13 protein-coding genes are annotated in these 14370 nt (G+C 66.1%); 7 read left to right on the forward strand and 6 right to left on the reverse strand.

Going from position 1 to position 14370, the window contains the following annotated elements; genetic code table 11:
• Window positions 1-9: 9 nt before the first annotated feature.
• Window positions 10-828, forward strand: a complete 819-nt coding sequence (locus MTX35_RS14450; RefSeq protein WP_243595640.1) for a DUF2786 domain-containing protein — start codon at window positions 10-12, stop codon at window positions 826-828.
• On the opposite strand, the gene MTX35_RS14455 is transcribed toward MTX35_RS14450, so the two are convergent.
• Window positions 829-1641, reverse strand: a complete 813-nt coding sequence (locus tag MTX35_RS14455; protein ID WP_243595641.1) for a MerR family transcriptional regulator — start codon at window positions 1639-1641, stop codon at window positions 829-831.
• Between the two features lie 70 nt (window positions 1642-1711).
• Here MTX35_RS14455 and MTX35_RS14460 point away from each other — a divergent pair, with 70 nt between their 5' ends.
• Window positions 1712-2029: a nuclear transport factor 2 family protein gene (locus tag MTX35_RS14460; RefSeq protein WP_243595642.1), complete on the forward strand. Its 318-nt coding sequence runs from the start codon at window positions 1712-1714 to the stop codon at window positions 2027-2029.
• Between the two features lie 157 nt (window positions 2030-2186).
• Here the strand turns inward: MTX35_RS14460 and MTX35_RS14465 are convergent, their stop codons facing one another.
• Genes MTX35_RS14465 through MTX35_RS14485 form a run of 5 tightly spaced genes read right to left on the reverse strand, consistent with a single transcriptional unit; the run spans window position 2187 to window position 8183 of the window.
• A complete protein-coding gene (locus MTX35_RS14465) occupies window positions 2187-3452 on the reverse strand; it encodes an MFS transporter (protein ID WP_243595643.1) in 1266 nt (421 codons plus the stop codon).
• Window positions 3449-5200: an ABC transporter permease subunit gene (locus tag MTX35_RS14470; RefSeq protein WP_243595644.1), complete on the reverse strand. Its 1752-nt coding sequence runs from the start codon at window positions 5198-5200 to the stop codon at window positions 3449-3451. Before MTX35_RS14470 ends, MTX35_RS14465 begins: the two co-directional genes overlap by 4 nt.
• A 3-nt stretch (window positions 5201-5203) precedes the next feature.
• Complete coding sequence (locus tag MTX35_RS14475) at window positions 5204-6697, reverse strand: ABC transporter substrate-binding protein (RefSeq protein ID WP_243595645.1); 1494 nt, start codon at window positions 6695-6697, stop codon at window positions 5204-5206.
• Window positions 6694-7461, reverse strand: coding sequence for an ABC transporter ATP-binding protein (locus MTX35_RS14480; protein ID WP_243595646.1), 768 nt, complete (start codon window positions 7459-7461; stop codon window positions 6694-6696). The genes MTX35_RS14475 and MTX35_RS14480 overlap by 4 nt, the downstream gene beginning before the upstream one ends.
• Window positions 7458-8183 carry an ATP-binding cassette domain-containing protein gene (locus tag MTX35_RS14485; protein WP_243595647.1) on the reverse strand — a complete coding sequence of 242 codons (726 nt, stop codon included), beginning with the start codon at window positions 8181-8183 and terminating at the stop codon, window positions 7458-7460. The genes MTX35_RS14480 and MTX35_RS14485 overlap by 4 nt, the downstream gene beginning before the upstream one ends.
• A gap of 98 nt (window positions 8184-8281) precedes the next feature.
• On the opposite strand from MTX35_RS14485, the gene MTX35_RS14490 reads away from it, so the two are divergent.
• The 5 genes from MTX35_RS14490 to MTX35_RS14510 all read left to right on the forward strand — a co-directional run bounded on the left by MTX35_RS14490 (window position 8282) and on the right by MTX35_RS14510 (window position 14362).
• Window positions 8282-8791 (forward strand): TIGR04338 family metallohydrolase, encoded by a 510-nt coding sequence (locus tag MTX35_RS14490; RefSeq protein ID WP_243595648.1) that lies wholly within the window; start codon window positions 8282-8284, stop codon window positions 8789-8791.
• Between the two features lie 52 nt (window positions 8792-8843).
• Window positions 8844-9608 (forward strand): LLM class F420-dependent oxidoreductase, encoded by a 765-nt coding sequence (locus MTX35_RS14495; protein WP_243595649.1) that lies wholly within the window; start codon window positions 8844-8846, stop codon window positions 9606-9608.
• A gap of 77 nt (window positions 9609-9685) precedes the next feature.
• Window positions 9686-11494: an ABC transporter substrate-binding protein/permease gene (locus tag MTX35_RS14500; RefSeq protein ID WP_243595650.1), complete on the forward strand. Its 1809-nt coding sequence runs from the start codon at window positions 9686-9688 to the stop codon at window positions 11492-11494.
• A gap of 1 nt (window position 11495) precedes the next feature.
• On the forward strand, window positions 11496-12224 hold the full coding sequence (locus tag MTX35_RS14505) for an amino acid ABC transporter ATP-binding protein (protein ID WP_243595651.1): 729 nt from the start codon (window positions 11496-11498) through the stop codon (window positions 12222-12224).
• 80 nt (window positions 12225-12304) lie between these two features.
• Window positions 12305-14362: a PhoX family phosphatase gene (locus MTX35_RS14510; protein WP_243595652.1), complete on the forward strand. Its 2058-nt coding sequence runs from the start codon at window positions 12305-12307 to the stop codon at window positions 14360-14362.
• Window positions 14363-14370 lie beyond the last annotated feature (8 nt).

Here is a 14370-nt window from a genome sequence, read left to right on the forward strand (position 1 = left end):
CTTTCGCTCATGAGTTCGGACAAGATGCTGACGCGGATCGGCGGGTTGCTGCGCCAGGCCGAGTCCACCGACAACCCCCACGAGGCCGAGGCCTTCATGGAGGCCGCTCAGCGTCTGGCGACGTCGGCATCGGTCGATCTTGCGGTGGCGCGTTCGCACAGCGCGTCCAGGGAGCGGCAGGCGACGCCCACCCAAAAGGTGATCCCCATCGGAGAGCCGGGCAAACGTGGGCTCAAGACCTACGTCCATCTGTTCCTGTCCATCGCACACGCCAACGATGTCCAGTGCGATGTGTCCCGATCGTCGACGCAGGTGTTCGCCTACGGCTTCGACTCCGACGTCGAGACCACCGAGGCCCTGTACTCCTCGTTGCTGATCCAGATGGTGCGAGCATCGGACGCGTACATCAAATCCGGTGCCTACAAGTCCGAGACGGCCATTCGTACCGTCACCGAGATCAAGAATCGGCGACGCTACACCCGGCGCGAGGAAGTTCCCGTCGCTGCCGTGACGGCCCGGTTGAACTTCCAGACGGCATTCGCGTCGCGCATCGGCCAACGGCTGAGCGAAGTGAAGAAGGATACCGAGGCCACAGCGATCGCCCAGGAACAACAGGGTGCCGGTACCGCATTGGTATTGCGCGACAAAGAGATCGAGCTACGCGACTACTACCGGCAGACCTCGACCGCGCGCGGACACTGGCGGGGCCAGAGCGCGAATGCCGGGTACTCCGAGGGCGCACGGAAAGCCGGGGATCGAGCGGGGCGAAACGCGAAAATCGGTGCGCACGCCGAACTCGACGGAGCAAGCAGGCAGTTGGGTCGCTGACTAGGGCGTTCGTGTCGAGGCCGCGAATACCGGCCATCCGATTTCCGTGCGCCACCGCGACGAATCCTCTGTATCTCGTGGTCCGACGGCGTAGACCTCACGAACCGGTCCCGCGATGGCCAGGCCGTTGGCCTCCACGTACATGCCGAGTGCCCCGTAGGTGACGTCGATATCGTCGTGAGGACCCTGATGGACCGTCACCGCCAGTTCGGTGGGATGCAACGTCATCGGTCGAATTCTGTTGGCGGACGGCGCAGTTGCGGTAGGCACGTACACCGTCATGACTCCACGACCTTCGGTGAACAGCTCGTTGTCGTACAGCCCGCCCGGTGGTCCGGTGGTGCCGGAAACGACCGAGTCGATCTCGGCCATGGCGTCGGAGTACCAACTCAGCACCTCGGACGCGTCGACCATCTCGGAAATTGATGCGACGGAACACTGTTCGGTGAGTATGCGCCGAACCTCGATGATCGGTGGCGTCGGGTCGAGAAGTCGCCGCAGGGCAGCCACCGCTGATCGGGTGTCGTCCAACTGCCGCTCGAGCCGAGTGAGGTGTTCGGTGATCAGTCGGGCTCGGGCGTCGGGATCAGGTGTGGTGACGATCGTCCGCACCTCACGCTCGGGCATCTGCATGCTGCGGAACCGACTGATGATCTGTGCAGTAGCGACCTGGTCCGTGGTGTAGTACCGGTAGCCGGAATGGTCGTCCACTGTCGCCGGCTCGAGCAGTCCCGACTCGTGATATCGACGCAGCGTCTTGACCGACAGGTGCGTGATCCGGGAGAACTCGCCGATCGTCAGCAATCCGTTCATGTCGATATTCTGACCCCTCCCCCTGGGGGAGAGTGGACTCTCCCTCTGGGGGAGGGGCGAGTCTCGGTTCATGAACAAATCACAGATCATCGACCGCTACTTCGAGCTCGCCACCCGAGCCGACTCGGAGCCCTACTTCGCCCTGTTCGCCCCCGACGCCGTGGTGGAGGACGAGGGCCGTGAACACCACGGCATCGACGCGATCCGCCGCTGGCGAACCGAGGTACCGCAGGTGCGCTACGACGTACTCTCCGTCGTCGAATCCGGCACAGGCAGCACCACTACCGCACAGATTTCCGGCGACTTCCCCGGCAGCCCGGTGAACCTGTCGTACTGGTTCGAGCTTGCCCAGGACGGGCGAATCGCGGTGTTGCGGATTCGGGTGTAGTCCCCGGGCCGCCGCAAACGCGAGCGCATTCGCCAGGTGCGCGCGGAATAGCCCCGAATCCGAGGCGAATCTGCTCGCGTCTGACAAACGCGCGCGCGTTTGCGGGCGCGGGGGGAGCGGGGGATGGGGGGAACGGGGGATGGGGAGCGCGGGCCGCTCAATCGAGGCGAGCGAGCACCAGGCGCAATCCGACGACACTGGCGATGGGGAACAGAGCCGCGACCAACCACGGGATGGCCGCTCCCCAGCCGGCGTCGGGGGAGGCGTCGATCACCACACCGAGAGCAGTCGATCCGATGAGCACTCCGATGCCCCCGAGCGAGGCCATGAAGCCGTAGTACGAACCGAGTCGACGTTCCGCGGCCATGCGCGGCACCAGATCCCGCGCCTGGGGCATAGCGATCATCTGCCCCAGGGCGAGCAGCAACACGAACAGCGCAGCCGGGATCAGCCCTACCAGACCTTCCAGCTCCAAGGGACTGAATACCGCGACCAGGACGAAAGATGCTGCCATGAAAGCGAATCCGATCGGCAGCGTGATTCGCGGTGATACCCCGGCGACGCGTCGGGTGATGGGCAGTTGCCCTGTCACCACGAGTACTGCCGAGATCGCGAAGAACCAGCCGAGCACGGTCTGCGAGCCCCACGCGCGTTCGACCTCGAGTGGCAGCAGCAGGTACAGCTGGTTGTAGGCCACCAACTGCGCGCTCATCGCCACTGCGAACAGCACGAAGGTCCGGTTGCGCACCACGTCGGTCCAGCCCGATAGCCATGGGTCGTCGCGATGTTCACCGCGCTCGCGCGGCAACCATCGCACGTGCGCGGCAACGACCAGAACGAAGATCGCCGCAGCCACGAGGAACGCGATCCTGAAATCGACGAGCAACAACACCGATCCGACGAGCGGGCCGGTGAACGAGCCGATCTGACCGCACACCGACATCAGCGCGAAGCTCTCGACACGGGTGGGTCCGCCGTCGCGTTCGCTCTTGCCCGCCTCGATCGCCACTGCTGATTCGACTGCGGGCGAGAACAATGCCGCCGCGAATCCGATCGATACCGTGGCGATCAGCACGGCCGGCAGCGAATCCGCGAAAGCCAGACCGACAAACCCCACCACCCGCAACACACAGCCGACGAGTACGACCGGCTTGATGCCCCACCGATCGGCGAGAGTGCCACCGACGAAGAACAGCCCCTGCTGCGAGAAGGTCCTGATCCCGAGGACCACCCCGACGAGTGCGGCCCCGAGCCCGAGATCACTCGTCAGGTGCACCGACAGATACGGCAACACCATGAAAAAGCCGATGTTGAAGGTCATTTGGGTGAGGACGAGCAGGCGGACGGTGGGGGTGGCCCGCCGCAGATCGACCAGAAACGACCACCGCCACCGCGTCGGCGAGCGATCGGTCTTCGTGCTCACGTGCTGCGTCCTCCTGCGTCGACTTTCTCGATGACGCTACCGGTCCTCCTCACCCGGCCCGAGGTGGCACCGGCGAGAGACACGGCAAGTACGGCGAGTGCGATCAGCGACGCAAGCGGAGCGGCCGCGACCCACGGTGCCCGCTCGACGGCGGCGACCCCGTCGGACAGAATCAGTCCCCAATCCGCGGTGGGTGGTTGCGGACCGAGGCCGAGAAATCCGAGGGCCGCCAGAGCGAGAGCGACACCGGGGAGCCGAATCATGGCGTGCCGCAGCACGACCGGAGCGACGGCGGGCACGACGGAGCCGAACAGGATTCGCGCATTGCTCGCCCCCAGCGTCGGCAGAATCGAGATGTACGGTCGAGCGTGGGTCTCCTCGACGAGAGCTGCAGTGTGCGCGGCGAGCGGAGCCCAGGTGACGATGAGAACCGCTACGGCCGCCCCGCCTGCACTCGGGCCCCAGATCGCCGCGATCAGAATGCCGGTGACGACGGGCGGCGCTGCATTGGTGACCTCCACCAGTCCACGGGATGCTCGGGGAATCAGTCCGAGCAGCACACCGACCACCAGGGCCGCGAGTGTGACGGCAAGCGAGAGACCGATGGAGCGCAGTGCGCCGTCGGCGACGCGCGCCAACAGATCTCGGCCCGACGCGTCCGTGCCGAAGGGGTAGGCCAGTGACGGCGCCGCGTACTTGTCCCGCGTGGTCGCCTGGCCGTCGCGGGGGAGTCCGGCAAGGACCATGACCAGGAGGAGCGACGCCGCAACGATCGGCACCACCCAGCGCCGCGATGACGAGTGGAAGACGCCGGACGGGATGGGCATCGCCTTCTCGTGCAGTGCGCTGCCGAGGAGCAGACGCCGGCCGATCTCGGCCGCGATGCCGAGAGCTGCGCTGACGGCCAGCAGAAGGATGATGTCGATCTGCAACGCGGGAAGATCCTGCGACTGCGCGTCGCCGAGAGTGGTGCGGCCCAATCCCGGTATGGCGAAGACCTTTTCGACAGCGACTGCGCCGCCGGTCATGGCGACCATGATCAGGCCGATCTGCGACGCGAGGCCGGGGAGCGCGCGGCGCAACACCGCCACGGCGATCTGGGGCCGGGAGAAGCCTGCGACCGTCCACGTGATGACCCACTCTTCGGTGAAGGTGACGGCAATCGCGTCGGCGAGCAGTCGCCCGATCAACCCGCCCGCAGGCAACCCGAGCGCGAGTGCAGGAAGCACCGCGTACTCGGGACCGTTCCAGCCGTAGGCCGGAAACGACAACCACACGGCACCGAGCACGACCAGTAGCGACGCCAGCAGAAACTCCGGCATCGACGTCAGCGCTGCGGCGACGCCGCCCCCCGTACGTCTCGGTGTGCCCCGGAGCCCGGCCCGGACGCTGGGCACGACCACCAGGACGGCGACGGCGATCGCGACGACCATCGCGAAGCCCATCAGCGTCAGCGACACCAGCAGCGCATCGAGGGCCCCCGGCAGCACCGGTTCACCTGTGTTCCAGGATGTTCCGGGATTGCCCGACGCGATGGCGGTGAGCCAGTCCCAGAACATCCGCAGCGGCCCGGCATCGAGACCGAGGTTCTCGCGAATGGCGGCCAGGGCCTCGGGGGTTGCTTCCTGCTCGGCCGAGCGGGCACGCAGAATGCTCAGTGCCGGATCGCGATTCGACAGCCACGGCAGCATTCCGACGAGGAGGACGACACCGGCGACGGCAACCAGACGCGAGGCGGTTGTTCTCACTGCTTACTCGAAGGCGGTCTGGTCGGTGATGAGCGTGCGTTCCCTGGGATCGCGGGCGACGCCGGTCACACCTTCGGATTCGCCCTGGATGACGCGTTCGTGCAGCATCGGTACGGCTGCGTCCTTCTCCAGAATCAGCTTCTCGGCAGCGAGGATCGCGGCGCGGCGGTCGTCTCCGGGTTCGGTGGCCGAGGCGTCTGCCAACGCGGCGTCCACCTGCGGGTCGCAGAACTGGGAGATGTTGAACGATCCCTCGCAGGCGAAGTCGGAGTACATGTATGCCACGGGATCACCGGAATCGAGCACGGTGGCGCGGGAGAGGATGAAGGCGTCGAATGCGCCACTGAGCGCGTCGGTTTCGATGAACTGGTACTCGCGCACCACCTGCTCGACGACGAAGCCCTTCGCCTCGAGTTCCTGCTGCAGCAGTACGGCGACCTCGGGGAGCTCGGCCCGATCGGTGAACGTAGCAAGGGTTATCTTCTTACCGGTGGCATCGCCCGCCGGTGTCTCGGTGCGAGCGGGACGGTCTGCGGCCCACGGCAGCGCGGGGCCGAGCAATCCGTTCGCGGTGTCTGCGCGACCCTCGTAGACCTGCTCGACCAGACGATCCTTGTCCACCGACTCGCGTGCGGCGGCGCGCATGGCCGGATCCGCGAACACGCCGGACGAGGTGTTCAGGTACAGGGTGTTGGTACGCGGCATCGGAACCTCGTGCACCAGCGACGCGTCGATGTTGGCGGCCTGCGACACCGGAATCGCCTCCACCACATCGGCGGTACCGTTGCGGAGCGCCGCCGCGCGGGCCGTACCGTCGGGCACGAAGTCGACGTCGATGCCGGCGAGCTTCGCGGGTTCACCCCAGTAGTCCTCGTTGCGGTCCAGCGTGGCACTGGATGTGCCGTTCACGGCGGTCAACACGAACGGTCCCGTGCCGGTTCCGACGGGGTCGCTGCCGCCCGCGGAATAGGCCGCGGGTGCCAGGATGGCGAGCTGCGGGCTCGACAGTCGTTGCGGCACCAGTGGATCCACGTCCTCGGTGGCCACCTCCACCGTGTCGTCGTCGGTGGCAGTCACCGTCAGCTCGACGCCGTCGAGGATGCGCGGCTTCGGCGCGGCGGTAGTGGCAGCGGTCAAAGCGGTGACGACCGCGGCGGAATCCAGAGGCGCACCGTTGTGGAACCTCACGTCGGGTCGGATGTCGAAACTCCACGTGCGCTCGTCGACGCGATTCCAGGCGGCGGCCAAACCGGGCTGGGCGTCACCGAGATCGTCGAGCGTGACGAGGGTTTCGGCGGTGGACCAGCGCGAGAGCTTGAAGGCATCGTCGCTGAACTGCGAGAGCCCCGACCGGGGCGGTTGCAGCATCGCAACGCGGGCCCGATCCGAGGTGTCGTCGGCAGCACCCGAAGAGAAGCAGCCGGTGAGCGTGAGGGTGCCTACCGCTGCCAGGGCACCGATACGGAACACGTTGGTAGACAACAGAGTGGTGGTCAATGGATCTCCTGTGATGGTCGTGCAAGCCGGGGTACGGCGTCGATCAGGTCTCGGGTGTATGGGTGCTGCGGGTCGGTCAGAATGCCTCGTACGCCGCCGGTTTCGACGATCCGGCCGTCGTGCATCACCGATACGTCGCTGCAGAGTCGAGCGACCGCAGACAGGTCGTGGCTCACGATCAGCACTGCGCTCGGCAGGCCGGCCAGTACTGCGAGCACCTGCTCGCGCAGATCGGGGTCCAGTCCACTGACCGGCTCGTCCGCCAACAGGTACTGCGGTTCGCATGCCACCGCACGCGCAATGGCGACGCGTTGGTTCTGCCCACCGGACAGCTCCGTCGGGCGTCGCTGCAGATAACGCTCGTTCAGCCCGACGGCAGCGAGTGCGGCACTTGCCTTCGCTCGCTGATCGCCGTCGACGCCGAGAAGTCGCAGCGGCGTCGCCACCAGATCCAGGACACTGCGGCGTGGGTCGAGGCTGGTCGCGGGATCCTGGGGTACGTACTGCACGAGTCTGCGAAACCAGCGCAGCGAGCGGACGGAACCGGGACGCACTGTGCACCGGTTCAATTCGACGGTTCCCTCAGAGGGCACATCCAACGCCAACAGAATGCGCAACAACGTGGTCTTGCCCGAGCCGGATTCGCCGACCACGGCGATGCGACCGCCCGGCGGCAGCGTGAACGATACGCCGTCCAACGCGGTACGAGAAGAACCGTGCCGAACGTACGTGCGCGTGATGTCCGTCGCCACCAAGCCGGTCATGGTGCCACCAGCTGACGAAACGGGTCGGCGGCGCGAGCTCGATCGAGCATACGCGCCACGACATCGGACTCCGGACTGTCGAGAATTGCTGCTGTGGAACCGGATTCGATGACGCAACCCGAATCGAGCACCATCAGGTGGTCGCACAGCTGCGCGGCGACAGCGATGTCGTGCGTGATGAGCAGCAGCGAGGCAACCTCGCGAAGAGCGTCGAGCACCCGCGCCTGACCGATCACGTCGAGGGCCGTCGTGGGTTCGTCCGCGATCACCAGCGGGCTCTCGCGCGCCAATGCGACTGCGATACAGACGCGTTGACGCTGACCCCCGGACAGCTCGAGCGGGTGCGAGGCCAGGATGCGTCTGGTGTCGCGCAGGCCCACCCGCTCGAGCAGCGCGGAGGCGTCGGGCGTGCGGAGTTGCCTGCCCACGGTGACCATCGGATTCAGTGCGGTGGCCGAATCCTGGAACACCATCGCCGGGCGGGCGGTACGCGGCCGGCGGGGCGTCGGAACTCCGGCGACATCCTGGCCGTCGACGGCGATGCGACCGGTGCAGGCGATGCCGGGTGGTAGCGCTCCGACGAGCGCAGCGGCGATCAGAGACTTTCCCGATCCCGACGCACCCAGTAGGCCGAGGCGTCGGCCGTCGGGGATCTCGAAGGACACTCGATCGACGATGCGGGACCGGCCCGCGTCGATGCAGAGGTCATCGACGGCGAGCACGATTTCTCCTGAGGATAGAGATGGGAACGACTTCGACATTCGTTGTCGATACGCAACTGTAGGCGAGACGGCAGGACGACACAAATTAGGCTGATCGGATGAGCAGGGCGAGGGACGCGCAACGAGCGGCCGTCTACGACGCAGAACAACTGGTCCGCACCATGTTCGATCGCGCCGAGGAGCGCGATATTCGCGTGGTGCACGTGATGGGGTCGCAGCTCACGCTGCCGGTCGAGCGCAAGTTCGCCTCCATCGACTCGGTGCAGGCCTACGTCGATGCGGTGTTGGCGCTGGACTGGGTCGCGGCCACATGGCCCGACGCCGGGCGCGTGATCACCGTCAGGGCTCGGTCGGGTTCGGCTGCGGCGCACTACGAGACGGACACCGCCACCATCGCCGTGCCACTCCATCGGGGCAACAGCGCGTGGGCGCTGCGGGAACTGGTGGTGTTGCACGAGCTCGCACATCACTTCGCAGACGAGAACGAGCAGCAGCACGGCGGCGCATTCGTCGATCGCTACATCACCCTCGTCAGCGAGATCGTCGGCTTCGAGGCCGGATTCGTGCTGCGCGCGATGATGGCCGAGAGCGGCGTCCGCATCGGCTGATGCCGTTCGGGTGCATCATGGGAGACGCAGCCCACACGACGAGGAGACGTACATGACCGTCAAGATCGGTGTTCAGCTTCAGCCCCAGCATGCTCCCGACTATCAGTTGATCCGCGACGCGGTGTTGCGCTCGGAAGACGCAGGCGTCGACATCGTGTTCAACTGGGATCACTTCTACCCGCTGTACGGCGACCTCGACGGTCCGCATTTCGAGTGCTGGACGATGCTCGGTGCCTGGGCCGAGCAGACCTCGAACGTGGAGATCGGCGCACTCGTCACCGGTGGCGGTTACCGCAACCCCGACCTGCTGGCCGACATGGCGCGCACCGTCGACCACATCAGCGGCGGACGCTTGATCCTCGGCATCGGTGCCGGGTGGAACGAGAAGGACTACGACAACTTCGGGTACGAGTTCGGCACGGCCGGTTCGCGTCTGGCCTTGCTGAAAGAGAGCCTGGGCCGAATCCGCCACCGCCTCGACGTCGGGAACCCCGCCCCCACCCGCGACATTCCGATCCTCATCGGCGGGGGCGGCGAGAAGAAGACCCTGAAGATGGTGGCCGAGTACGCGCACATCTGGCACAGCTTCGCCGACCTCGAGGCGCTGAAACGCAAGTCCGAGATCCTGGCCGAGCACGGCGCCACCGTCGGACGCGACGTCTCGGGCATCACCCGATCGGTCGCGTGGCCGGGCGCGGATACCGCTCAGGATTTCGTCGACGCCGGCGCCACCCTGTTCACCGTGGGCGTCAACGGACCCGACTACGACCTGGCCGAACTGGGTCAGGCCATCACGTGGCGGGACGCACACCGGTAGGCACCAATTCGTTGAGCGAAACCCTTGTGCGTCGGCCGTTTGGGTGAGTGGGCCCCGGTCCGCTTAGGGTTTTGTACATGCTTGCCGTACGCGCCTCACGCGCGCTCGTGGTTCTCGTTCTCGGACTGTTGATGGCCCTCACGCTCGCCGCGTGTGGAACGTCCTCCTCCGATGATCAGGCGGCCGCAGGTCCCACCGACCTGTGCGCCCCTCCCGGAGTCGACAGTGCGTCGTCCACCCCGACGAACTTCGACGCCGCCGCAGCGGCCGCGACGGAGGACAGATACACGACGGCGAGCGTCACTCCGCTCGACCGAGTGGACACCGACGCACTGGGATTGGCGACGCCGGGAGTGCTGACCGTCGGCACCCTGTCCGACGCCCCGCCGAGCATCTGTCTCGACTCGTCGGGCCAGTACACCGGCTACGACAACGAGCTGCTGAGGGCCGTCGCCGAGAAGCTCGGCCTGCAGATCAACTTCTCGGGCACCGAGTTCTCGGGTCTGCTCGCCCAGGTTGCGGGCCGCCGCTTCGACGTCGGGTCGTCCTCCATCACGACGACGGACGAGCGACGCAACACCGTCGGGTTCACCAACGGCTACGACTTCGGCTACTTCTCCCTCGTTGCTCAGACCGGCGGCCCCATCAGCCGGTTCGAGGACCTGAACGCGGGCAGCAGAATCGGCGTGGTGCAGGGCACCGTGCAGGACGACTACGTGGTGAACACGCTCGGCCTGGATCCGGTGAAGTTTCCCGATTACAACACCGCCTACGCGAACCTGCGGACCGGTCAGATCGACGCCTGGGTGGCCCCGTCCCAGCAGGCGGAGGGCTTGGTCAAGCCGGAAGACGGCACCGCGATCACGCAGAACACGTTCTCGCTGAACAACTTCGTCGGCTGGGCCGTCGCTCGCGACAATCAACCGCTGATCGACGCACTGAACTCCGGGCTCGACGCAGTGATCGCCGACGGCACCTGGGCCACGCTCTACTCCGACTGGGTTCCTCGCGAATTGCCCGACGGCTTCAAGCCGGGCAGCAAGGCCGCCCCCGAGCCGGAACTACCGGACTTCGCCGCCATTGCCGCCCAGAACGACGCGAACGCACCCGAAGCCGTTGCCGTTCAACCCAAATCCACGCTGGCGCAGCTGGGGGACACGTTCTTCGACTGGTCGCTGTACAAGTCCGCCATCCCCGACCTGTTCAAGGTGGGCCTGCCGAACACGCTGATTCTGGCGTTGGCGTCGGGCATCATCGGCACGGTTCTGGGCATGCTGCTGGCGTTGGCGGGCCTGTCTCGTACCCGCTGGCTGCGCTGGCCCGCTCGCGTCTACACCGACATCTTCCGCGGGCTGCCCGCCGTGGTCATCATTCTGATCATCGGACTCGGTATCGGCCCGGTGGTGCAGGGTGTGACCGGCGGCAATCCGTACTGGCTGGGCGCGGCGGCACTCTCGCTGCTCGCGGCGGCGTACATCGGTGAGATCTTCCGATCCGGCATCCAGAGCGTCGAGGCCGGACAGATGGAAGCTGCACGTGCACTGGGCTTCAGCCATCGTCGATCGATGAACCTGGTGGTCGTTCCGCAAGGTATCCGACGCGTCCTGCCGGCGCTGATGAACCAGTTCATCTCACTGATCAAGGACTCGTCGCTGATCTACTTCCTCGGACTGCTCGCCACCCAACGCGAGCTGTTCGCCGTCGGCCGAGATCTCAACGCACAGACCGGAAACCTGTCCCCGCTCGTCGCGGCCGGATTGTTCTACCTGGTGCTGACCGTGCCACTCACTCATCTCGTGAACTACATCGACAAGCGACTGCGGACCGGCAAGGCCGAGCAGACGCTGGACCCGGTCGAGCAGGCCGTCGTCGTGGAAAGAGGCTGACATGACTTCTGTTGCGCTCGCAGGCAAGGACATCCACCTGTCCTTCGGTACCAACAAGGTGCTGCGCGGGGTGAGCATCGACGTCCCGGCAGGCACGACCACCACGGTCATCGGGCCGTCGGGCTCGGGCAAGTCGACGCTGCTGCGCGCCCTCAATCGGCTGCACGAGCCGGAGCAGGGCGACATTCTGCTCGACGGCAAGTCGGTCCTGAAGGACAACCCCGACGAGTTGCGTCAACGCATCGGCATGGTGTTCCAGCAGTTCAACCTGTTCCCGCACAAGAGCGTCGCGGACAACATCGCGCTCGGCCCACACAAGCTGCTCGGCCTGTCCAAGGAAGCGGCCCGCGCAGCCGCGATGGAGCAACTCGAGTTGGTGGGCTTGGCCAACAAGGCGGATTCGCGTCCGGGCAACCTCTCGGGTGGTCAACAGCAGCGCGTCGCCATCGCGCGAGCACTGGCCATGAAGCCCGAGGTGATGTTCTTCGACGAGGCCACCTCCGCCCTCGACCCCGAGTTGGTCAAGGGCGTGCTGGCGCTGATGGCCGACCTCGCGAAGGGCGGAATGACCATGGTGGTGGTGACCCACGAAATGGGCTTCGCGCGATCGGTGTCCAACAGGGTGCTGTTCATGGATCACGGCAGCGCCGTCGAAACCGGAACTCCGGAGCAGTTGTTCGACGATCCGCACACCGATCGACTGAAAGCGTTTCTGTCGCAGGTTCTGTAGCACGTTAGGGCAGCCTCGTTGTCCGCGACTTCACCTGAGCGTTCCTTTACTTTCGCTTTTGGGTGACAGCGTGCCCACTCATGAAGCCACTACCCTTGTTCGCGGTTCACGACGGAAGCTCCAAGCGATCATCATTGACGTGCAAGTACAAGTGCGGAGATGCGTGTTTCCACGAGGTTCCCAACACGTCGAAGGGTGAGTACTTCGGCGATATCGTCAAGACCGCGATGTCGCGGCGCGGTGTCATCAAGGGCGGTGCCATGGCGGTGCTCGCCGTGGGTGCGGGTAGCGCTCTTGCGGCGTGCTCGACCGACGAGCCGGCCACCACCGGAAGCGCGAGCTCGAGCACCTCGGGTGCCGATGCCCCGCCGGTCGACGGCGTGGATTTCGTTGCGGTGGAACCGAACACCGAGGACGCCGTGGTGATCCCCGAGGGCCACGAGCAGGCCGTCGTCATCCGCTGGGGCGACCCGGTGGTCGACGGTGCTCCGGCATTCGACTTCGACAACCAGACCGCGGCCGCACAGGCGATGCAGTTCGGCTTCAACAACGACTTCGCCGGTCTGCTGCCGGTGGAGGGAACGCCCAACGCCTTCCTGCTGGTGGTCAATCACGAGTACACCACCGAGCCGGCGATGTTCAAGGGCTACGACGAGGAGAACCCCACGCGCGAGCAGTTCGACATCGCGCTGGCCGCACACGGTCTGAGCGTGGTTCAGGTTCAGGGCGAGGGCAACTCGGGCAAGCTCACCCCCGCGATGGGCCGGTACAACCGCCGCATCACCGGCACCACGGAGTTCGTCGTCACCGGACCCGCTGCGGGCAGCGACCTCCTCAAGACCAGCGTCGATCCGACGGGTACCCGCGTGCTCGGCACGTTCAACAACTGCTCGGGCGGCCTGACGCCGTGGGGCACGGTGCTGTCCGGCGAGGAGAACTTCAACCAGTACTTCGGCAACGCGGAGTCGGTCACCGAGACCGTGGCCGCCGATCGACTCGCCCGTTACGGCATCGAGGGTGCCGCCAGCGATCGCAAGTGGGAGACCTTCGACAAGCGCTTCGATATCGCGCAGGAGCCCAACGAGCCCAACCGATTCGGGTACGTCGTCGAGGTGAACCCGTGGGATCCGCAGTCGGCTCCGATCAAGCACACCGCGCTGGGACGCTTCAAGCACGAAGCCGCCACCATCTACGTCACCGACGACGGCACCGTCGTCGCCTACAGCGGTGACGACGAGCGCTTCGACTACATGTACAAGTTCGTCTCCAGCCGAAAGATGATGCCCGGCACCGGCGCTGCCGCGATGCGCAACAACATGACGTTGCTCGACGCGGGCACGCTGTACGTCGCCACCCTCACCGGTGACTCCCCGGACGAGATCGACGGGTCGGGCACACTGCCCGCCAGTGGCGAGTTCAAGGGAACCGGAACATGGATCCCGCTGCTCGAGACCGGCAAGGACGGCCGTGGCACGTCACTCGTCGACGGCATGTCCGCCGAGGAGGTCGCGGTGTTCACCCGCCTGGCAGGCGACAAGGTGGGCGCAACCAAGATGGACCGTCCGGAGGACTTCGAGCCCAACCCGGTCACCGGCAAGGTCTACGTCGCGCTGACGAACAACTCCAACCGCGGCACCGAGGGCAAGGCCGCGGCCGACGAGGCCAATCCTCGCAACACCAACAAGAACGGTCAGGTGCTCGAGCTCGACGACGACCATGCGGGCACGTCCTTCACCTGGAACCTGCTGCTGGTGTGCGGTGACCCGAACGAGGCCGACACGTACTTCGGCGGCTTCGACAAGAGTCAGGTCAGCCCCATCTCGTGCCCGGACAACCTCGCCTTCGACTCCAAGGGCAACCTGTGGGTCTCCACCGACGGAAACGCGCTCGACTCCAACGACGGTCTGTTCGCGGTGGTCCTCGACGGGCCGCGACGCGGTGAGACTCGTCAGTTCCTGACCGTTCCCGCCGGAGGTGAGACCTGCGGTCCGATCATCTCCGACGAGCGAGTCGTGGTGTGCGTGCAGCACCCGGGCGAGGGCGACGACGCCTCTGCCGATGCACCGATCTCGCATTGGCCCGACGGCGGCGACACCCAGCCGCGGCCGTCCGTCGTGGCAGTCTGGAAGTCTGCCTGACAGCTACC

This window comes from Rhodococcus sp. ARC_M12, assembly GCF_022810385.1.
Taxonomy (GTDB): Bacteria; Actinomycetota; Actinomycetes; order Mycobacteriales; family Mycobacteriaceae; genus Rhodococcoides; species Rhodococcoides navarretei.